Source organism: Deinococcus planocerae, assembly GCF_002869765.1.
Lineage (GTDB): Bacteria > Deinococcota > Deinococci > Deinococcales > Deinococcaceae > Deinococcus > Deinococcus planocerae.
In genome coordinates this window covers 22255-43483 of record NZ_PNOR01000003.1, presented here as the reverse complement: position 1 = coordinate 43483, position 21229 = coordinate 22255, and the positions used below count along the sequence as shown (strand labels likewise).

15 protein-coding genes are annotated in these 21229 nt (G+C 73.0%); 9 read left to right on the top strand and 6 right to left on the bottom strand.

Going from position 1 to position 21229, the window contains the following annotated elements:
* Window positions 1-148 precede the first annotated feature (148 nt).
* The 4 genes from A7B18_RS02165 to A7B18_RS02150 all read left to right on the top strand — a co-directional run bounded on the left by A7B18_RS02165 (window position 149) and on the right by A7B18_RS02150 (window position 5422).
* On the top strand, window positions 149-748 hold the full coding sequence (locus tag A7B18_RS02165; RefSeq protein WP_102125027.1) for a chromate transporter: 600 nt from the start codon (window positions 149-151) through the stop codon (window positions 746-748).
* Complete coding sequence (locus tag A7B18_RS02160; RefSeq protein ID WP_102125026.1) at window positions 745-1272, top strand: chromate transporter; 528 nt, start codon at window positions 745-747, stop codon at window positions 1270-1272. Before A7B18_RS02165 ends, A7B18_RS02160 begins: the two co-directional genes overlap by 4 nt.
* Before the next feature lie 280 nt (window positions 1273-1552).
* Window positions 1553-4573 (top strand): winged helix-turn-helix domain-containing protein, encoded by a 3021-nt coding sequence (locus A7B18_RS02155; RefSeq protein ID WP_102125025.1) that lies wholly within the window; start codon window positions 1553-1555, stop codon window positions 4571-4573.
* An 81-nt stretch (window positions 4574-4654) separates the two neighbouring features.
* Complete coding sequence (locus A7B18_RS02150) at window positions 4655-5422, top strand: 3-hydroxybutyrate dehydrogenase (RefSeq protein ID WP_102125024.1); 768 nt, start codon at window positions 4655-4657, stop codon at window positions 5420-5422.
* Between the two features lie 90 nt (window positions 5423-5512).
* Here A7B18_RS02150 and A7B18_RS02145 read toward each other — a convergent pair whose 3' ends face one another.
* The 4 genes from A7B18_RS02145 to A7B18_RS02130 form a co-directional block, all read right to left on the bottom strand.
* A complete protein-coding gene (locus A7B18_RS02145; protein ID WP_245872717.1) occupies window positions 5513-6748 on the bottom strand; it encodes a polysaccharide deacetylase family protein in 1236 nt (411 codons plus the stop codon).
* A gap of 5 nt (window positions 6749-6753) precedes the next feature.
* A complete protein-coding gene (locus tag A7B18_RS02140; protein ID WP_102125022.1) occupies window positions 6754-7821 on the bottom strand; it encodes a hypothetical protein in 1068 nt (355 codons plus the stop codon).
* Window positions 7822-7946: 125 nt separating this feature from the next.
* A complete protein-coding gene (locus A7B18_RS02135) occupies window positions 7947-9095 on the bottom strand; it encodes a heparan-alpha-glucosaminide N-acetyltransferase domain-containing protein (protein ID WP_102125021.1) in 1149 nt (382 codons plus the stop codon).
* A gap of 287 nt (window positions 9096-9382) precedes the next feature.
* Window positions 9383-11443, bottom strand: a complete 2061-nt coding sequence (locus tag A7B18_RS02130) for a M3 family metallopeptidase (protein ID WP_102125020.1) — start codon at window positions 11441-11443, stop codon at window positions 9383-9385.
* Between the two features lie 104 nt (window positions 11444-11547).
* Between A7B18_RS02130 and A7B18_RS02125 the strand changes: the two genes are divergently transcribed.
* Window positions 11548-12564: a GNAT family N-acetyltransferase gene (locus tag A7B18_RS02125; RefSeq protein ID WP_245872706.1), complete on the top strand. Its 1017-nt coding sequence runs from the start codon at window positions 11548-11550 to the stop codon at window positions 12562-12564.
* A gap of 55 nt (window positions 12565-12619) precedes the next feature.
* Here the strand turns inward: A7B18_RS02125 and queA are convergent, their stop codons facing one another.
* Together queA and A7B18_RS02115 are read right to left on the bottom strand one after the other, a co-directional pair.
* Window positions 12620-13690, bottom strand: a complete 1071-nt coding sequence (queA, locus tag A7B18_RS02120) for a tRNA preQ1(34) S-adenosylmethionine ribosyltransferase-isomerase QueA (RefSeq protein WP_102125019.1) — start codon at window positions 13688-13690, stop codon at window positions 12620-12622.
* 10 nt (window positions 13691-13700) lie between these two features.
* On the bottom strand, window positions 13701-14255 hold the full coding sequence (locus A7B18_RS02115; protein ID WP_102125018.1) for a LabA-like NYN domain-containing protein: 555 nt from the start codon (window positions 14253-14255) through the stop codon (window positions 13701-13703).
* Between the two features lie 166 nt (window positions 14256-14421).
* Here A7B18_RS02115 and A7B18_RS02110 point away from each other — a divergent pair, with 166 nt between their 5' ends.
* The 4 genes from A7B18_RS02110 (at window position 14422) to A7B18_RS02095 (ending at window position 21219) form a co-directional block, all read left to right on the top strand.
* A complete protein-coding gene (locus A7B18_RS02110) occupies window positions 14422-15717 on the top strand; it encodes an aspartate aminotransferase type Ic (RefSeq protein WP_102125017.1) in 1296 nt (431 codons plus the stop codon).
* A 95-nt stretch (window positions 15718-15812) separates the two neighbouring features.
* Complete coding sequence (locus tag A7B18_RS02105; protein ID WP_102125016.1) at window positions 15813-16325, top strand: MarR family winged helix-turn-helix transcriptional regulator; 513 nt, start codon at window positions 15813-15815, stop codon at window positions 16323-16325.
* A 53-nt stretch (window positions 16326-16378) separates the two neighbouring features.
* Window positions 16379-18031: a VOC family protein gene (locus tag A7B18_RS02100; RefSeq protein WP_102125015.1), complete on the top strand. Its 1653-nt coding sequence runs from the start codon at window positions 16379-16381 to the stop codon at window positions 18029-18031.
* 395 nt (window positions 18032-18426) lie between these two features.
* The gene (locus A7B18_RS02095; RefSeq protein WP_102125014.1) at window positions 18427-21219 is read left to right on the top strand and encodes a M16 family metallopeptidase; all 2793 of its coding nucleotides are present in this window, start codon (window positions 18427-18429) and stop codon (window positions 21217-21219) included.
* The last annotated feature ends 10 nt before the right edge of the window (window positions 21220-21229 follow it).

Here is a 21229-nt window from a genome sequence, read left to right as displayed (position 1 = left end):
CTCCAGACTCGCCGAGCTGCTTGCAAAGCCGTGCCGACCCCCCGCGAGCTGGCCTGAGCCCCGGCGCCACCCTTTCGTGCGTTGCGTGCGCGTCTGTTCCCCCGCCAGTCACGGGCAGGGGCGGCGGGCGCAGGCTTACCCTCCGGACATGACCCGCGCCCACCCCGCCGCGCCGGAGGACGACCCGCCCACCACACCCGCCCTCTCCCCCACCCCGCTCGCCCTCGCCCGGATGTTCGTGGGCGTGGCGCTCGCGGGGATCGGCGGGGGCCTGCCCGCCCACACGCGCCGGGCCCTCACGTCGCGCGGGTGGATGACGGACGAGAATTTTGCGGAGACCTTCACCCTCGCGCAGCTCACGCCGGGGCCGAACGCGGTGAACCTCGCGGCGATGGTGGGGGCGCGTCTGGGCGGGCGGACGGGAGCGGTGGCCTCGACGCTGGGCGTGCTCACACCCGGCCTGATCGCCATGCTCGCGGTGAGCGCGCTGACGCTGGGGCGGCCCGGGGGCCTGCCGCCCGCCTTGGAGAGTGCGCTGCACGGGGCGGCGTGCGCGGCGCTCGCGGTGCTGCTCACGGCGGCGCTGCCCGTCGTGCGGGTGGGGTGGGGGGTGCGGGGCGGCCCGGCGGTGACGGTGCTCGCCTTCCTGGCGCTGGGGGTGTGGCGGCTCGACCTCCTGCCCGTGCTGCTCGTGCTCGTGGGGGCGGGGCTGCTGATCCACCGGCCCCGGGGAGGCGGGCGGCCATGACGGGCGATCCGGTCGACCTCTGGGAGTTGCTGCTCGCCTTCGCCCGGCTGGGGCTGATCAGCTTCGGGGGCACGAACGTGGCGGAGATCGAGCGGGCCCTCGTGCTCCAGCACGGCTGGATCGACGCGCGGACGCTGGCGAACGGGTTTGCGCTGGGTCAGCTCATGCCGGGGCCGAATATGCTCGCCGTGACGCACTACGGGTACGCCGCCGCCGGGTTGCCGGGCGCCCTGGCCGCCACCCTGGGCTTCTACGGCCCGACCGCGCTGCTGAGCGCCGGGGCGGTCCTGGTGTGGCAGCGGCACAGCGCGCAGCCGTGGGTGGTCGCCTTCCGGAATGCCCTGCTGCCCTTCGGAGGCGGGGTGATTCTGGCCGGGGCACTGGTGCTGGCGCGTACCTCCGTGACCTCGTGGCCCGCCGCGCTGCTCGCGGCCCTCGCCTTCGGGCTGCTGTGGCGCACGCGGGTGAACAGCGCCCTGGTCGTGCTGGGGGCGGCGGCGGTGGGGGCGTGGCTGGGGTTGTAGGGGCGTGGGTGGAAAGGACTCTTATGGGCGACGGAGGGCGCTGATAGGGCGTTCGCGTTTCCCCCCTCCCCAGCCCTCCCCCACAAGGAGGGAGGGAGCAAACGACTCTGCCAACACGCCCTATCTCCCTATTGCACATCAGGCGTCTTGAGGAGGGGCAAAAACTGCGTCTTCACCCCAGGCATGAGGCAGCCCGGCTCACTTCCCAGACAGGTTCCGAGCGGGGGCTGGCGGTCGGGCCCGGCTCCTTTGCTCCGCCCCCTCCCCACCATGCTCTAGCATGGCCCGCGTGACGACCGACTGGCGCGAGCACGCCTCCTCGCGGCGGGCGCGGCCTCCGCAGGTGCGGGGGGCGGTGGCGCGGCCCCGGCTGCTCGCCCTGCTGGGGGCCTCGCGGGTGGTCGCGGTGGTGGCCCCGGCGGGGTACGGCAAGACGACGGCCCTCGCCGCCGGGCTGCCGGACCTCGGGCGGGCGGCGTGGCTGACCCTCGACGCGGACGACGCCGACCCGCAGGTCCTCGCCTCAGGGCTGGCGGTCGCGGTGGCGGGGCTGCCGGGGGGCGAGGGACCGGGGACGCTGCTCGACGCGGGCGCGGCCCCGGGGCGGGTGGCGGCGCGGGTGGCGGACGTGCTCGACCAGTCGGGCGCCCTGCTCGTGCTCGACGAGGCCCAGTACCTCGCCGGGGGGCTCACCGAGGGGATGCTGCGCGAGGTGCTGGGCGGGAGGGTGGCCCTGCTCTCCCGCACGCCGCTCGGAGGCCCCGACCTCACCCGGCTGGAGCTGGGCGGTGACCTCACACGCGTCTCGGCCCCCGACCTGGCGTTCACCCCTGCCGAGCTCGCCGAGCTGTTCGCCTCTCAGGGCGTGCGGGCCACGGGCGCCGAGGTGCGGCTCGCGCACGCGGTCACGGAGGGGTGGCCCATCGCGGCGCGGTTTCTGGCGCAGGCGGCGGCGCAGGGGCGGGTGCCCCTCGCGGCGCTCGCCGACCTCGACGGGGGGGAGGCGCAGCTCGGCACCCTCTTTGCCTACCTCGCGCAGGAGGTGCTGGGGCCGCTCGACCCCAGCCTGCGGGCGCTGCTCACGCGCGGGAGCGTCTTCGAGGAACTCACGCCAGAGCTCCTCGCGGACGTGCTGGGGGAGACGCAGGCGGGCACCCTGCTGGGGGCGTTGGCGAGCGGCGGCACCTTCCTGACCCGGACGGGGGACACCTTCCGCGCCCACCCCCTGCTGCGGGCGCACCTGCGCGGCCTGCTCGCCCCCGGCGAGGCGCAGAGCGTCGCGGCGCGCGGCGCAGCCTACTTCGAGCGGACGGAACGGCCCCGGCGGGCTCTGGCCGCGCACCTCGCGGCGGTGAACACGGCCCGGGCCGCCGAACTCCTCGCCGAGCACGGGGGCCGCTGGCTCGACGGGGGCCGGGTCACCCTGGTCGAGCGCAGCCTCGCGCGGGTGCCGCCCGCCGCGTGGACGCCGGAGCTGCACGCCCTCTCGGGGGACGCCCTGCGGCTCTCCTCACGGTACGCCGAGGCGCTGGCGGCCTACGGGCGGGCGGGGCCCCTGGCACGCTCACTCGGGGAGGCGCAGGTGGCCCTCGACACCGTGCAGCCGGACCTCGCGTGGGGGCCGCTGGAGACGGCGGCGGACCTCGCGGGCGGGGCGGAGGCGGCGCGGGTGGAGCGGATGCGGGCGGAGAACCACCTCAACGCGGGGGACCCGGCGCGGGCGCTGGCGCTGCACCCGGGGCTGGCGGGCGGCGCACGGTACGCCCTGCGCTCGGGGCGGCTGGGGGACGCGCTGGAACTCGCCCTGCACGCGGCCCGGGGGGAGACGGGGGGCGCGCGGGCGGCGCAAAACCACCGCGAGGGCCTGCTCCTCGCCAGCTTCCTGCACGCGGTCCTCGGCGAGCCGGAGGAGGCCGCCCGCCGTGCCCGCGAGGGGCTGGCCGAGGGAGAAAGGCTGGAGAGCCGCTTCGTGCGTTCGCTCGCCCTGGCGCGGCTGGGGCACGCCGAAGTGACCGCCGGACGCGAGGGGGAGGCGCGGGCCGCCTACGAGGGGGCGCTCGACCTCGCGCAGGACGTGGTGCCGCGCCTCCAGGTCGAGCCGCGCCTGGGGCTGGCCTACCTGGAGGCGTGGGCCGGTCACCCCGCCCCCGCCGCCGAGCAGGAGGCCCAGGCCCTCGCCCACGCGGGCGGCGACCGCTACGTGGGGGGCCTGACCCGGCTCACGGCGGCGCTCGGGCGGCTGCACGGGGGAGACGCGGCGGGGGCGCTGCCGGGATTGAAAGCGGCGCACGCGGTCTTCACCGCCTGCGGGGACACCTTCGGGACGGGGGCGGCGGCCCTCGCGCTGTACGCCGCGACGGGGGGGGCGGGGGACGCCCCCGGGGCGGCGCGGGCCGTGACCGCCTTTCCCTTCCTGCTCGCCCGGCGCTCGCTGCTCTCCCCCGCCCCGGGGCGGGCGGCCCGCGCCGCGCTCCTCGCCCGGCTCGCCGCCCACGTGCCGGAGGCCGGGGCCGGGCTGCTTCCCGTCGCACACGCCCTGGGGTACGGGCACCTGCCCCGCCCGGAGGAGGTGCCCGGGGTGGAGGTGCGGGTGCAGGTGCTCGGGCGGGTGGCGGTCACGCGCGGGGGCGGGGCGGCGCGCGAGTGGGGCCGCGCCCGCGCCCGCGACCTGCTCGCGCTGCTCGCCGTTCACGAGGGCGGGCTGGCGCGCGAGGCGGCGCAGGAGGCCCTCTTCCCCGGCGCCGAGCCCCAGGTGGGCGAGCGCAACTTCCGGGTCACCCTGCACGCGCTGGGGCAGGTGCTCGAAGAGGGAGTGGCGAGCGGCACCCTCCTGGAGCGCGGCGAGTGGCTGCGGCTGCGGGGCGGGCCCGACCTGAGCGTGGACCTGTGGGAGGCCCGCGCGCACCTGGACGCCTCCCCCGGCGCCCCGGGCCGCGCGCAGGCCCTGCTCGCCCTGCCGGGGAGGGTGGCCGACAGCGACCTGGAGGGCGTGCAGGCCGAGGCCGAACGCTACGCCGCCCGGCTTCCCGAGGCCCTGGCGGCGGAGGCGGATCACGCCCTGCGCGCGGGTCAGCCCGACCTCGCCGCCCGGCTGGCGGAGCGGGCGCTGACCCTCGACCCTGCCCACGAGCCCGCCGCCCGCGCCCTGATGCGCGCCTGGCACGCCCGCGCCCACCCCGCCGCCGCCGCCCGCGTCTACCACGCCCTGCGCGCCGCCCTCGCAGAGCTGGGCCTCACGCCCCTGCCCGAGACGGAGGGGCTGTACCGGGCGCTGACGGGAGGGATGAGGGACGAGGCGTGAGGCGAGGCCATTCTTCCTCGTTCCGTCACCGGGTCCCAGCACTGCAACCGCGCCGTGACGCCCTCCCCCTACACTCCGCGCATGACTTCTCCTGAAACCCGCGCCGCCCTCGTCACGGGCGGCACGAGCGGCATCGGCCTCGCCATCGCGCGGCGGCTGCAACGTGACGGCCTGCGGGTCGCCGTGCTCGACCTCGACCGGCCCCAGGCGCGCGGGGTCGCTTCTCAGCACGGACTGACCTTCATCCCCGGCGACCTGACCCGCCGCGCCGATTGTCTTCAGGCGGTCGAGCAGGGGGTCGCCTCTCTCGGCGGGCTCGACGTGCTCGTGAACAACGCGGGGTTTCAGCATATCGCGCCCATCGCGGAGTTCCCGGAAGACACCTGGGACGCCATGCTGCACGTGATGCTCACCGCCCCCTTCCTGCTCAGCAGGTACGCCTGGGCCTACCTGACCCGCTCGGGGCAGGGCCGGATCATCAACGTGGCGAGCATCCACGGGCACGTCGCCAGCCCCTACAAGAGCGCCTACATCAGCGCCAAGCACGGCCTTGTCGGCCTGACGCGCACGGCGGCGCTGGAGGCGGGGGACCAGGGCCTGACCGTCAACGCGATCTGCCCCGCCTACGTCCGCACACCCCTCGTGGAAAACCAGATCAGAGACCAGGCCCGCACCCGCGGCATGAGCGAGGCGGAGGTCGAGGGCAAGGTCCTGCTGGAGGCCGCCGCCATCAAGCGCCTCCTTGACCCGGAGGACGTGGCCGCGCTTGCGAGCTACGTCGCCAGCCCCGCCGCCTGGGGCATGACGGGCGCGGTGCTCGACCTCGACCTGGGGTGGACGGCGCGCTAGCTGGAGGGCAAGGGATCGGGGCGGAAAGCAGAAGGCCAAGGACGAGTCCCTGGAGCCCTGGGCCTTCGACCTTCCGCCTTCGCCCGACGGCTACTTCGGCAAGCCGCCCACCGTCGTGAGCACCACGCCCTCGCGGCCAGCGAGACGCAGGAAGGGGCGCAGGACGCCCAGCATCTCGGGGGCGTTGTCGTGCAGGAGGACGATGCCGCCGGGGCGGAGGTTGCGCCGCAGCCGGGATTCGAGCACCGCGTCCCCGGGGTTGGCGAAGTCGCCGGGGTCGTCGGTCCAGAAGACGGTGACGAGGCCCTGGCTGCGCGCGGCGCTCAGGGTCTCCTGGGTGTAGTCGCCCCCCGGCGGGCGGAAATAGCGGACGGGCAGGCCGGTGATGGACGTGATGGTCTGGCTGGCGAGGCGCAGCTCCTCGGCGGCGTCCCCGGGGCTCAGGGGCGGCAGCCGGACGTGGTGGTAGGTGTGGTTGCCGACCTCGTGCCCCCCGGCCACCATGTCGCGGACGAAGTAGGGGTAGGCCTGGGCGTTGCGCCCGATCACGAAGAAGGTGGCCCGGGCCCCCGTGCGCCGCAGCAGGTCGAGGAGCAGCGGCTCGTACAGGGGGTGCGGCGCGTCGTCGAAGGTCAGCGCCGCGACGCGTCCGGCGTCCCGCCTGCCCTTGAACAGCAGCCCGCCTTGCACCCCGCCGAGGACACGCGCCGTCGTCACCCCCAGGTCCGCCCGGTTCTGCGCCGCCTGGCTCGCGCCCGCCGCGGGGGTGAGGGGCTGGGTGGTCTCGCGCACGCGGTCGGGGGCCCGGAAGGTGGGGAGGGTGCCGGGACCCACCCACGCGCGCTCGTACCCGCCCTGCCCGTTCACCCAGCCCTCGAAGTCGCCCAGCCGCGCCCGGGGCACCGAGGCCGTCAGCAGCGGGGGCGGCCCGCCGAAGCCCCCGTAGGTCGCCTTGTCGTACACGCTGAGGTCCACCTCCGCGAGCCCGGGCCGGGCGGCGAGGACCCGGCGGGCCACGGTGCCCATCAGGAGCCGCGCCCCCGCCCTCTGCTCCGGCGTGAGGGTCAGGACGGCGTGCGCGACCTCGATGTAGCCGTTGCCGAGGTACTCCACCCGCTCGACCCCCGGCACGGGCGGACTCAGGGTCAGGGTGGGCACGCCCGGCGCGGGCCGGACACCGGGCGCGACGGGCTGGACCTCGCCGGGCACCGTCGGGGCCGCCTGGGCGTGGACGGGCCGGGAACCCGGCGTCTGCGCGTTCGAGGCGCAGACGAGCGGGACGGCGAGCAGCAGGGCGGACAGCGGGGCGAGGGGACGCAAGCACACGCGCATCAACGCACCCCCGCCGCGCCCACGCCCGCCTGACCGGTCTTCCCCGTCGCCCAGGCCAGGTTCACGGCCATGGTCGCCGGGATGTGACCCTGCGCCGCGTAGAGCCGGGCCGCCGCGAGGTACTGCGCCCGCGCCTCGGCCTCCCGGCCCTGTTTGCGCTGCACACTGCCCAGGACCCCCGCCGCGAGCGCGTTCTGCGGGTTGTCACGCAGGGCGGCGCGCAGGAAGCGCTCGCTGTCCCTGAGCCCCTCCGGGGTGGCCTTGCCCGTGCCGGTGCCCAGGAAGCCGCCGGGCGCCCGCTCGCCGCGGTAGTAGTTGAACTGCGAGCGCACGTAGGGCAGGTCGAGGAAGGTGAGCGCGGACGCCTTCACGTTGCCCTTGCCGTCGGCCCGGGCGTAGGCGGTCATCACGTCGCCGCCAAAGCGCGGGGTCAGGAAGCGGTAGCCCCCGTCCGCCCAGGCGAGGACCCCCTGGTGGCGGGCGAAGGGCTCGGGCTCGCTGGCGTCCACCTGCACGTCCCCCGCGCCCGACGGCAGGCGCAATACGCTCGTCACGTGGCCCAGGTTGCTCTCCTGCCCGCTCTGGCTCTTCCAGACCATCACCAGGCCGGCGTCCAGGCCGACGCGCTGGAGGAGTCCCGCGATCACCACGCTTTGCAGCAGGCACTGCCGCTCGCCCGCCCCCGCGATGCTGGCGAACTCGAAGCCGCGCTCCAGGCTGAACCGCGGCACCGCCTTCTTGATGAAGCGGTGCGCCCAGGCGGCGGTGCCCTGGGCCAGCCGGTCACGCTCCGCTCCGCGCGCCGAGGCGAGTGCGGCCTTGCGGGCGTCGAGGGCCGCCGTCAGGGACCGCCGCTCGCCACCCAGCGGCACCCCCGCGCGGGCGTAGGCGTTCGGCAGCCAGGGCTCGAAGGACCCCGTTAGCCCCGCCAGCCGGTACGACTCGGCGGCGAGCGCCCGGAAGTTGGCGCCCCCATACGTGAGGGAGGCGGGGGCGGGCGTGGCCCCGGCGGAGGGCGAGGCGAGGGAGAGCAGGGCCAGGGCGGAGAGGATCAGCGGTCGGCGCATGGGACACCTCGGGGGAATGGGAGACCGGACGAAAGGGGGCGAACCGGGGCCGGGTGGGGACCCCGAACGTTGGGCTTCACACGCGAGTCACGCCAAAACGAGCCGGGGCCTCCACCCCGTCACAGTCACAGCTTCCAGATCAGGCCCCGCCGCGCCATCCACGCCAGCCCCAGCCACGCGGCGAGCACGTACCCGAGGGTGTAGGTCCAGCCCCCCGCCAGCGCCCCGAGGTGGGTGCGCGCGAGGCTGAGGAGGGCCGCGCCCATGGGCTGCGCCTTGCCCGCCCAGGTCACGGTGAGGCCCTGGAGCACCCACACTTTGAGCAGGATGGGCAGGACGTACCCGGCGAGGGCGTTGCGGCCCGGGATGGTCAGCGGCGCGAGCAGACGCTGACCCTGGGAGAAGCGCCCCGCGTCGGCGAGGAGATAGAAGGCGAGGATGCCCAGGGTGGCGAGCCCCGCGCTCGCGAGGATGTAGGGCGGCGTCCAGATCGCCTTGGCGAAGGGCAGGTGTCCGCTCAGCGCCCAGCCGTACCCCAGGGCGGTGAGCACCCCGCCCAGGACGAGCAGCCGCAGCGGTGCCTTCTGGTCACGGGCCTGGAGGGGCCGGGCGGCGAGGCTCCCCAGCAGCACGAGCGCAGTCGTGGGGATGACGGACACCAGCCCGCGCAGGCCCAGCGGCGTGAGCAATGTGTCGTTCACGGCTTGCACCGGGTTGGCCGCCTCGGAGATCACGCCGATGCCCGCCGCGTGGGGCGTGTAGGCCAGGAAGGCGCCGTAGCCGACGAGCAGCCCGGCGGCGATGACCGCCTGCCAGCGCCCGCGCAGGCCCCCCAGCAGCGCCCCGCAGAACGTGGCGAGCGCGATGAGTTGCAGCACGCCCAGCCCGAGGTAGAAGGCCCCCAGCGTCACGCTGGTGACGAAGGCGCCCACGAGGTAGAGGAGCACCGCGCGCCCCAGCAGCCGCCGCACCCGCGCCCACCCCGTCACCCCGGCCCGGCTCATCGCCGCGAGCGAGAAGGGGAGCGCCGCCCCCGCGCAGAAGAGGAACCACGGGAACACGAGGTCGGTCAGGGTGAGTCCGCCGAAGGGCGCGTGGATGAGCTGCGCGGGCGTGCGCCCCCCCAGCGCCACGTTGTTGACGAGCAGCATGAGGAGGACGGTGAGGCCCCGCCAGGCATCCAGGGCGGTCAGCCGCCCCGTGCGCCGGGCGGCGACGGGGGCGTCCGCGACGAGGGTGGAGGGTGGGGGGGCGGTCGCGGGAACGCCTGTCATGCCCCGATCGTCCTCCCGCTCCGTGACGTGGGCGTGAGGCCACGAAACGCCACCCTGGCCCTGCCCTCACGGGGAACACAGGCGGGCAAACCGAGCGGCCTAACCCCCCCGCGCCCGGGCCTCGGGGCCGAAAAAGTACGTCCTGGGCGCTATCGCCGGAAGAAGCGGCGGGGAGCCTCCTCCGTCCCGTCCTCCTCGCCGTGTCCAGCCGACTGGGACACGGGGGGTGCAAGGGAAAACCGGCCTCCCCGTGGGAAAGCCGGTCAACCGTTCCACCCTGGTCTCCGTTAAGCCTCCACGAGCCCGCTGCGCCTCAGAAGGGCCTCGGCGTCGGGGTCGCGGCCCATGAACTCGCGGTAGAGGTCGGCGGCGTCGGCGCTGTTGCCACGGCTGAGGATGGCGTCGACATACGCGCGGCCCGTCTCCCGGTTGAAGACGCCCTCCGTGGCGAAGCGGGAGAAGGCGTCGGCGTCGAGGACCTCCGCCCACTTGTAGGAGTAGTACCCGGCCCCGTAGCCCACCGGGTTGGAGAACAGGTGGGTGAACTGCGCGATCCGCGCGTAGCCCTCCGGGAAGCGGTAGGGGTAGAAGCGGCCCATCACCTCGCGGGCGACCCGGATGGGGTCGGCGCCGGGCGCCTCGGGATCGAACTCGACGTGCAGCACGAGGTCCACCGTCCCGAAGGAGAGCTGACGCATCGTGGCGGTCGCGGCGCGGTAGTTGCGGGCGGCGATCAATCGTTCAAAGAGGTCGTCCGGCAGCCGCTCCCCTGTCCGGTGGTGCCGCGCGAAGAGGTCGAGCGCCTCCCGCTCGGTCACCCAGTTCTCCATGATCTGCGAGGGCAGCTCCACGAAATCCCAGGCGACGCGCGTGCCGCTGAGGCTCCGCACGGGCACCCGCGAGAGGGCGTGGTGGAGCAGGTGGCCGAACTCGTGGAAGACCGTCTCCACCTCGCGCAGGGAGAGCAGGGCGGGCGTGTCGCCGCTGGGGGGCGTCATGTTGCCGCACATCAGGCCGAGGTGGGGCGCCACCCCGTGCTCTCTGGGCCCGCCCGTCACGAAGCCGTTCATCCACGCGCCGCTGCGTTTGGTGTCCCGCGGGAACCAGTCGGTGTAGAAGGAGGCGACGTGCGTCCCCCCCTCGTCGAGGATGTCGTAGTACCGCACCTCGGGGTGCCAGCCGGGAGCGTCGCTCTGGCGCACCGTGATCCCGAAGACGCGGCTGACGATCTCGAACAGGCCCGCGAGCACCCGGTCCAGCTCGAAGTAGGGCCTGAGGGCCTCCTCGTCGAGGTCGTACTTCGCCTGCCGCTGCTTCTCCGCCCAGTGGCCCACGTCCCAGGCTTCGAGGGGGGGCGCGTCGCCTCCCGCCTGCTCGCGGTAGAAGGCTTCCAGCTCGGCGTTCTCGCGCTCGAAGAAGGGGCGGACGCGCTGTTCCAGGTCGCGCTCGAAGGTCAGCGCCCGCTCGCCGCCGCCCGCCATGCGGTCTTCGAGCACGTAGTCGGCGAAGTCGCGGAAGCCCAGGAGGCGGGCCTGCTCGCGGCGGAGCTTCAGGATGTCGAGGACCAGGGGCCGGTTGTCTCGGCCCTCCTGCGTGCCCACCGAGTTCTGGGCGAGCCACACCTCGCGGCGCAGTTCGCGGTCGTCGGCGTAGGTCAGGATGGGCTCGGCGACGGGCTGGTGCAGGGTGAGGCGGTGGCCTTCCTTGCCGTGCGCCTCGGCGTCGCGGCGGGTGGCCTCCTTCACGCGCTCGGGCACACCCGCCAGCCGCGACCCGTCCACGTACCGCTCCCAGGCGGCGGTCGATTCGAGGACGTTCTTGGAAAAGTCGTTCGTGACCTGCGCGAGCCGGGTGTTCACCTCCAGCAGCCGCGCCTTCCCCTCCTCGGGGAGGTCGGCGCCCTCGCGGCGGAAGTCGTCGATGGTGAGCCTCAGGTGCCGGGCGCGCACAGGGTCGAGCGAGCGGGCCGCCTCCGTCTCCGCGAAGCCCTTGAGGGCCGCCCACAGCCCCGGGTGGAGGCTGAGCCCGGTGTAGAACTCGGTCACCTTGGGCAGGATCGCGCGCTTGGCCGCCTGCCACTCGGGGCTGCTCACCACGCTGTCGAGGTGCGAGACGATCACCCGCACGGTGTCGAGCCCCTCGGTGAGCGTGTCGAGGTCGGCCATGAAGTTGGCGTAGTCGCGCTCCCCCGCCCCCGCGAGCGTCTCCAGCCGTTCCCGGGTCGCCGCGAGCAGAGCGTCCACGGCGGGCTCGGCGTGCTCGGGCCGGATGCGGTCGAAGGGGATGCGGAAGCCGACGTTCAGGAGCGGATTGTCGCTCTGGACGGGCGCGCCTTGGAGGGTGGTCATGGCCGGAAGTATAGAGAGCGGCGGGATGAGAGGGCGGCACATCTGCCGGGTCAAAGCCCCCCACTTCCCCCGCCAAACGGCGGATGGCGCCGCGCGGGGCGGGTGTGCTGGACTTCCGCATGGACGCGCCCAGCCCGGTCGAAACGAGTCCGCCCCTCCCCCCTGGCGTGACGCTGCGCCCTGCCACTCCCGCCGACACCGTTCGGGTCGCCGCCTTCCTGACCGCCGCGCACCCCGAGTCGCCCGTCGCCCCCGAGGACCTGGAGCGGCAGGACGCGGGCCGGGTAGAGGGCGAGTTCCACCGGCGGACCCTGGCCCTGGCCGGAGACGAGATCGTGGGCCTCGCCGAGACGGGCGTGCCCCGGATGGACGGCCACCCCGGCTGGCTGGAGGTGACTGTGCGGGCGGTGCCGGAGCGAGCGGGCGGTCCCCTCGCCGAAGCCCTGCTCACCCACGCGGAGACGGCGGCCCTCGGTCAGGGGGCACACACCCTCGTCTCCCGCGTGCGCGAGAACTGGTGGGAGAGGCCTTTTCTGGAAGCGCGCGGCTACGCCGAACATGACCGCATGTGGCCGAGCACCCTCGACCTGCGGACGCTCGACTTCGCCGGTCTCGCCCGGTACGGGGAAGGCGCGCGAGCGGCAGGCGTCCGCATCCGGCCCCTGAGCGAGCTGGGCGACTTCGACGAAGCCCAGCAACGCCGCCTCTACACGCTCATCGCCGCCCTGCTGCGCGACGTGCCGAGCACCACGCCCGTCAGCGTGTGGCCCTTCGAACTCTGGCAGCGCCGGGCGGCGGGCCGCGTCAACCCGGCGGGCCTGTTCATTGCCGTCGCGCCGGAGGGCGAGTGGGTGGGCCTGAGCGAGCTGCACCTGCCCATCCCCACCCGACCCGGCACCCTTCACAACGGGCTGACGGGGGTGCTGCCCGCATGGCGGGGGCGCGGCCTCGCCTCCGCCCTCAAGCTCGCTGCCGCCCGTGCGGCACTCGAACGCGGTTTTACCCACTCGCGCACGAGCAACCACAGCGTCAACGCGCCCATGCTCGCGGTCAACGCGCGGCTGGGCTTCGTGCGGGAGGGGGCGACGGTGACGCTGACGCGGGAGGTGAGTGGTTCGTAGGGAGTGGTCAGTGGAAAAGGACAGCTCCAACCTGAGCCTTGGCCCTCCTGCCCACTTACCACTGCCCACTCCCCACTGACCTCTCCAGCAGCATCGCGTCCCCCAGCGAGTAGAACCTGTACCCCTCCGAGAGCGCCGCGTCGTAGGCGGCCTTGATCCGCGCCTCGCCCGCGAAGGCCGCCACCAGCAACATCAGGGTGCTGCCGGGCAGGTGCAGGTTGGTGATCAACAGGTCGGGCACCCGCACGGGCGTTCCCGGCGTGATGAAGATGCGGGTGTCGCCCTCGCCGGGGTTGACAGTGCCGTCCCCCTGCGCGCTGCTCTCCAGGGCACGGACGGTCGTGGTGCCCACGGCGACGACGCGGCGGCCCTCCGTCTTCGCGGCGTTGATCGCCCGCGCCGTCCCCTCGCCGATGGCGTACCGCTCGGCGTGCATCACGTGTTCGGCCACACTGCCCGTGATGGGCCGGAAGGTGCCCGCGCCGACGTGCAGGGTGAGGGTATGCCGCTCGACGCCCATCTCGTCCAGTCGCGCCAGGAGTTCGGGCGTGAAGTGCAATCCCGCCGTCGGCGCGGCGACGCTGCCGGGCTCGCGGGCGTACACCGTCTGATACCGCTCGCGCCACCGCTCGTCGCTGTCCCCTGCGTCGATGTAGGGGGGCAACGGCAGCCGCCCGATCTCGTCCAGGTGCGGTTTGAGATCGTGGTCGAAGCGGAGGAGACGGGCGCCGTCCTCCAGGACGCCGACGACCTCCGCCTGGTGCTCGCCCAGCCACAGCTCCTTCCCGGCCCTTTTAGCGGGTTTGAGGTAGGCCGACCAGACGTTCGCCTCCTCTTCCCTGAGCAGCAACACCTCGACCTGACCGCCGCCGAAGCCGTTGACGACGGGCTTGCGGGCCATAACGCGGGCCGGGATGACGCGGCTCTCATTGAAGACGAGCACGTCGCCGGGGCGCAGGAGGTCCGGCAGGTCGCGGAAAAGAAGATGCTCGATCCTCTCTCCCACCACCATCAGGCGGGAGGCGTCGCGGGGTTCGGCCCCCGTCTGGGCGATGCGCTCCGGGGGCAGGTCGAAGGCGAGGCGGGCGAGCACGGCGTCCGCGTCGGTGGGGGCGGGCTCGGTCATCCTGCGGCGCTCATTCCTCGGGGCGGGCGACCTTCTCGGCCTTCTGGCGGGCGGGCATCAGGGCGTCTTCGAGGTCGGGGAGGTGGGTGAAGCGGTCGGCGGCGTCGATCAGCTTCTGGGCGGTGTGCTCGCGGAAGGCGATGACCTCCACCCGCTTGCCGCGCTCCTGAAGCACCTCCACGATGTCGGTGAAGTCGCCGTCGCCGCTCCCGAGCACGGCCACGTCGAGGTGGTCGATCAGCCGCACCATGTCGGCCACGATGCCCATGTCCCAGTTGCCCTCGTAGATCGCCCGCCCGCCCTCGGTGACGTGGTGCAGGGTGAGGTTCATCCGGCGCACCTTGTACCCCAGCGCGCTGAGCTTGTAGATGAAGGGCCGCGCGGTCGCCTCGCCCTCGCGCTCGACCGTGTAGGCGATGGCGTGGACGAGTTCGCGCCCCCCGGTGGCCGAGCGCAGGATCGTCTCGAAGTTGACCGTGCGCTCCACGAGGTCGCGCGCCGAGTGGTAGAGGTTCTGGGTATCGATGAACACGCCCACGCGGGGGCGGGAAACGACGTACTGCATGGTGGGTTCTCCTGTTGGGTGATGCCGGAAAGGGACGGGATCAAAGGCGGGAATTTGAAAGGACCGCGTTCAAGCGGACGCAGGCAGTGTAGCAGCGCCCCCCCTCGCCTCGCCCCGCTAACCAACCCCCCTCCCCCGGTGGGGGCGGCGCGGGTAACGTGGGGGCATGACGACCGACACGGTGCAACCCAGCTCCGGGCAACCGAGCGACGCCCTGACGGCGGCCCAGGCGGCCTACGACGCCTTCAAGGCGCGCGGCCTGGGGCTCAACATGCAGCGCGGCCAGCCCTCCGACGCCGACTTCGACCTCTCCAACGGCCTGCTCACCGTCCTCGGCGAGGGCGACCTGAAGATGGACGGCCAGGACCTGCGCAACTACTCCGCGGGCGGCACGGCGGGCCTGCCCTCCGCACGGGCGATGTTCGCCCACTTCCTCGACGTGAAGGCGGAAAACGTCGTCGTCTGGAACAACTCCAGCCTGGAATTGCAGGGACTGGTCCTCTCCTTCGCCCAACTGCACGGGGTGCGGAACAGCACCGGGCCGTGGTTCACGCAGAGCCCCAAGATGATCGTGACCGTCCCCGGCTACGACCGTCACTTCCTGCTGCTCCAGACGCTGGGCTTTACGCTGCTCACCGTCCCCATGCAGCCCGACGGTCCCGACGTGGAGGCCATCGAACGCCTCGCGGCGGCGGACCCTTCCGTCAAGGGCGTGCTGTTCGTGCCGACCTACTCCAATCCGGGCGGCGAGTCGATCAGCTTGGAAAAGGCGCGGCGCCTGGCCGGGGTGAAGGCGGCGGCCCCCGATTTCACGATCTTCGCGGACGACGCCTACCGGGTGCACCACCTCGGGGAGGACCGCGACGAGCCCGTGAATTTCGTGGTGCTCGCCCGGGACGCGGGCTACCCCGACCGGGCTTTCGTCTTCGCCAGCACGAGCAAGGTGACCTTCGCGGGGGCGGGGCTGGGCTTCGTGGCGAGCAGCGAGGACAACATCAAGTGGCTCTCCAAATATCTCGGCGCCCAGAGCATCGGCCCCAACAAGCTGGAGCAGGCGCGGCACGTCCGCTTCCTAGAAGGCTATCCCGGTGGCCTGGAGGGGCTGATGCAGGCCCACGCCCGGCTGATCTCCCCCAAGTTCCGGGCGGTGGACGAGACCTTGCGGGCGGAACTGGGCGGGAACGGCGAGTACGCGACCTGGACCCTGCCGAGGGGCGGCTACTTCATCAGCCTGGACACGGCGGAGCCGGTGGCGGCGCGGGTGGTGCAGCTCGCGGGTGAGGCGGGGGTCAGCCTCACGCCCGCCGGGGCGACGTATCCGGGGGGGCAGGACCCGACGGGGCGCAACATCCGCCTCGCGCCGACCCGCCCGCCTGTGGAAGAGGTCTTCACGGCGATGCAGGGGGTCGCGGCGTGTATCCGGCTGGCGACCGAGGAATACCGGGCGGGCAGGCGGAGCTGAGGCAGGGGGCGTCCAGACCAGCTCGTCTGGACGATGAGCGAAAAGCTCGCCCCCGGACGCTTGATTTCCCTCCCCGGGGCACCGACCATAGACTCATGCCCACCCGTTACTCCGGCTCGGCCGAGGAGCGCGCCGCGCTGGACGCGTACATCAAACTCTGGCGCGCGGCGCACGCCGTCGAGGTCGCCGCCAACCGCCACCTGGGCGACCACGGCCTGACGATCAGCCAGTTCGGGGTGATCGAGGCGCTCTACCACCTCGGGCCGCTGAGCCAACGCCAGCTCGCCGACAAGATCCTGCGCTCCAGCGGCAACCTCACGATGGTGATCGACAACCTGGAGCGCGACGGGCTGGTGCGCCGGGAACGCGACGCCCAGGACCGCCGCGTCATGAACGTCTTCCTCACCGACGCGGGCGAGGCGCTCGTGGCGCGCGTGCTTCCCGCCCACGTGCGCGGCATCCGCGCCGCCTTCGGCGTCCTCGACCCCGCCGAGATGGCCGAGCTTGCCGCCCTCACCCGCAAGCTCGGCCTGGCCGTCGGCGAGAGGGAGCGCGAACGCGAGGAGGAGCGGCTCACTTTCCGGGGCCGCGCCCGGGTCGACGGATAACTGCGTTGGCCGAATTCACACCAGATCGTTTAACGTTGAGATACCTTAGTGACATGACTTCTCCGACTCCCCGTATTCCCGGCACGACGCCCGTGCAGGGCCTGCACCACGTCACGGTGATGGCGCAGGACCCGCAGCGCAATATCGACTTCTACTCGCAGACGCTGGGGCAGCGGCTCGTGAAGGTGACGGTCAACTTCGACGACCCCGGCACCTACCACTTCTACTACGGCGACCTCACCGGGCAGCCGGGCACGATCATGACCCACTTCCCCTGGCCGGGCGCCAAGAGGGGCACGCGGGGCAACGGCGAGGTCGTGGCGACGGCGTACAGTGCCCCCCGGGAGAGTCTGGACTATTGGCGAGGCCGCCTACGGGAACACGGCTTCGACCCGCGCCAGGGCACGCGCTTCGGCGAGACGGTGCTCACCTTCGAGGACCCGGACGGGACCTGGGTGGAGCTGATCTTCGAGGACGGCCAGCCCGTGCAGCCCTGGCCCGCGAGCCCCGTTCCCGGGGAGCACGCCCTGCGGGGGTTTCACTCCGTCACCGCCTGGGTCGCGGACACGGGGGCGGTGCGCGACCTCCTCGTGGGGCAGCTCGGCTTCAGCGAGGCGGGGAGCGAGCCCGACGCGGAGGGGACCCGGACCCGTTTCCGGGGCAGCGGGGAGGGCGTGGGCCTCTTCGTGGACGTGGTGGAGCGGCCCGGGAAGGGGCGGGGGAACTTCGGCGCGGGCAGCATCCACCACGTCGCGCTGCGGACCCGGAACGACGCCGAGCAGGAGGCGTACCTCGCGGGGCTGACCCAGGCCGAGTACCGCCCCACCCCCGTGCAGGACCGCCAGTATTTCCACTCGATCTACTTCCGCGAGCCGAACGGCGTGCTTTTCGAGATCGCCACCGACGCCCCCGGCTTCCCGGACGACGAGCCCGTGGAGGAACTCGGCAGGCACCTCAAGCTCCCCGCGTGGTTCGAGCCCCGGCGCGCGACCATTGAGGCGCACGTCCCGAAGATCGTCAGCCGCGAGTACGGGGTCACCATCGGCACGCGGGACCTGGGAGCTACTCCACAACCGGCGCCCGAGGTGGACGGCGTGCAGGTCTACACGGCGGGCCGCCCACTGGAGGAAGCGCGGGTGGCGATGGTGCTCCTCCACGGGCGGGGCGGGACGGCGCCCGACATCCTGACGCTCGCGGATGAACTCAACCTCAGCGCCTACGCCTACCTCGCCCCGCAGGCGGAGGGGAACACGTGGTATCCCCTCTCCTTCCTCGCGCCCGTGGAGCGCAATCAACCGCACCTGGACCGCGCCCTCGCCACGGTGGACGGGGTGCTGGGCGAGTTGGAGGCACGCGGCATCCCTCCCCGCAACGTCGTGCTGGGCGGCTTCTCGCAGGGCGCGTGCCTGGCGCTGGAGTACGCCAGCCGGGCGGGGAGGCGGCTGGGCGGCGTGGTGGCCCTCAGCGGCGGGCTGATCACGCTGGACCAGCGGGGCGACCTCGGCGGCACGCCCGTCTTCATGGGGGTCGCGCCCGACGACGCGCACATCCCCCTCACCCGCTTCCAGGAGAGCGCCGAGCACCTGCGGGGTCAGGGGGCGGAGGTGGACGCCCGCGTCTATCCGGGCCTGGGGCACGCGATCAACAAGGACGAACTCGACGCCGTGCGGGCGGTTATGCAACGGGTCGTGGGCGAGAGCCTGTAGACCATCAGGGCGGGAGGCGCGCCCCTTCATCCCGAGGAGGCGCGTTTCTTGCCTTGACCGAGATTTGGAGCGATTGACGAACAAATCATCACCCGGAGAAAAGCGAAGGGTCCCCGGCAAGGAAGACTAGCTGCTTCGCTTTGCTCTGTGGTGCAGCTTTGCAAGTCAGCATGACTCCGTTGTTGTCTCAGATGCCCCAGGAAGGGTTCCGCCCCTTTTCGCCCTCGCCCAGGTCTTCCCAAACCGCCGACATGGTGAGCTGAGCCGCCGTGCCCAGAGGACTCCACCTCCAGGGCGTCCTATACTCCCGGAATACCCACCCGTTCACGACGGGCGCGTCCCGGCGCGGAGGACCTGACCTTCCCGCACGTTCGCCCGACTCCCGGAGGTTCGAGATGAAGAAACGCTCGCTGGCGTCGCTCCTGCTCCTCTCCACCCTCTCCCTCGGCGCGGCGCAGAGTGTCGCCGCCGAGCAGTACCGGCTGCCCAACGGCCTGAACGTGGTGCTGCACGTCGACAAGACCCTGCCGGTGACGGCGGTGAACGTCTGGTACCGGGTGGGCAGCAAGGACGAGGTGGCGGGCCGCTCGGGCTTCGCGCACCTCTTCGAGCACCTGATGTTCATGGGGACGAGGCGGGCGCCCAATTTCGACACGATCATGGAGTCGGGCGGCGGCAGCAACAACGCGAGCACCTCGCGCGACCGCACGAACTACTACTCCAGCGGCCCGAGTTCCTTCCTGCCCACCCTGCTGTGGCTGGAGGCCGACCGGATGGAGGCCCTCGGCGCGAGCATGACCCAGGAGAAGCTGGGCCTCCAGCGCGACGTGGTGAAAAACGAGCGCCGCCAGCGCTACGAGAACTCCCCCTACGGCCTCGTCCCCGAGACGCTGAGCCGCCTGCTCTACCCCGCGAACCACCCGTACTACCAAATTCCCATCGGGACCACCGAGGACATCGACGCGGCCACGGTGGACGACGTGAAGAGTTTTTTCCAGACCTACTACGTGCCGAGCAACGCCTCGCTGGTGGTGGCGGGCGACTTCGACCCGGCGGTGGTGAAACCGCTGATCGCGCGGCTCTTCGGGGACCTGCCGGGCGGGAGGGCGGTGACCCGCAAGCCCGTGCCGCCCGTCAATTTCCAGGGGGTAAAGCGCACTACCCTGAACGACCGGGTGCAGGCCGCGAAGACCGTCATGGCGTGGCACAGCCCGGCGCTCCTGGGACCCGGCGACGCGGAACTCGACCTCGCGTCGCTGCTCCTCTCGGACGGCGTGACGAGCCGCCTGTACCAGAAACTGGTGGTGGAGACGGGGCTGGCGTCGGACGTGAGCGCCTACCAGCAGTCGCAACAGCTCGGGTCGGTCTTCGTGATCGACGCGACGCTCGCGCCCGGCAAGAGCCAGGACGAGCTGGAGGCCGCCATCGACGGGGTGCTGCGCGACTTCAGCGCGCGGCCCGTGGACGCCGCCGAGCTGAGGCGGCAGGTCGAGAAGTACGAGTTCGCCACGCTGAGTTCCCTGCAATCGGTGGAGGACAAGGCGGACTCGCTGAACGCCTACGCCTACTACTTCGGGCAGCCGGACGGCTTCAAGCGTGACCTCGACCGTTACCGCAACGCGACCCCGGAGGGCGTGCGGGCGACCGCGGCCCGGGTCCTCACCCCGCAAAACCGCGTGATCCTGCGGGTGGTCCCCCAGACCCAGGCTCAGGCGCAGCCGGGCGCCCAGACGCAGACGACCCAAGCCGCGGCCCAGCCTCCCCAAGCTCCGACCCAGGCCCAGGTGCCCCAGGCCGCGCCGACGGCGCCCCAGACTCCCCGGAGCGGCCCCAACCCGCGCGACCAGCGCCCGGCGGACTTTCCGCAGCGGGCCTTCACGCCGCCCGCCCCCACCGAGTTCACCCTCTCCAACGGCATCCGGGTGCAGTACTGGCAGCGCGCGGCGGTGCCGCTGGTGAGCCTTCAGACGGTCGTGCGCGGCGGGAGCGAACTCGACACGCCCCAGACGGCGGGCCGCGCCTCGATGCTCGCGGACATGCTCGACGAGGGCGCGGGGAACCTCGACGCGCGGGGCTTCCAGAGCGCGCTCGACGAACTCGGGGCACAGTTCGGGGCGGGGGCGGCACGCCGCTTCACCACCGCGAGCCTGTCGGTGACCGCCGAGAACCTCTCTCCCGCCCTGCGGCTGTACGCGGACGCCCTGACTCGCCCCCGCTTCGACGAGGCCGAGTTCGCGCGGGTGCAGCGGGTGGACGTGCAGGCCCTGGAGCGCGCGCGCGACAACGCGGGCACCGTGGCGAGCATCGTCTCCCAGCGCGAGTTCTTCGGGCAAAACCACCCCTACGGGCGGCCCCTGAGCGGTTACGCGGCCACGGTCCGCAACCTGCGGCTGGCGGACGTGAAGGCCCTGCACGCCCGGCTCTTCCAGCCCCAGAACGCGGCGATCTTCGCGGCGGGCAGCCTCAGGCCCGAGGAGTTCCGCTCCCGCCTCGAACAGGCCCTCGGCACGTGGCGAAACACGGGCGCGGCGTACACCTCGCCGACTCCTCCCGCCCCCGCCAACCGGGCGCTGCGGGTCCTGGTGGTGGACAAGCCCGGCGCCCCCCAGACGGTCGTGCGCTTCCTGATGCCCGCGCCGCCCGCCGAGGACGCGCGCAGCAACGCCCTGAGGAGCCTGAACACCCTGCTGGGCGGGAGCTTCACCAGCCGTCTCCAGCAGAACCTGCGCGAGGACAAGGGCTACACCTACGGGGCGGGCAGCGGGTTGCTTCAGGACGTGGGCACCGGCTACCTCGTCGCCACCGCCAACGTCGAGACGGGCGTGACCGGGCCCGCCGTCCGCGAATTCCTCAACGAGTTCGCCCGGTTGCGCCGGGGCGACGTGACCGCCGACGAGGCCGCCAAGACCGCCGCCACCCGCCGGGCCGACACGGTGGCCTCCCTCGGCACGCTGGAGGGGCTGGTGGGCACCGCCGCCGGGCTCTACACGCAGGGCAAGCCCTTCTCCGCCCTGGGGCAGGAGCTGGAGCAGCTCTCGCGCTTCGGCACCGCCGACCTCAACCGCCTCGCCCCCGCCGCCCTCCCCTACGAGCAGGGCGTGCTCGTCCTCGTCGGGGACCGGGCAAAGATCGTGCCGCAGCTCCAGGGGCTGAACCTGCCCGCCCCGGTCGAGGTGAAGTTCGACTGAGGCACCGGGG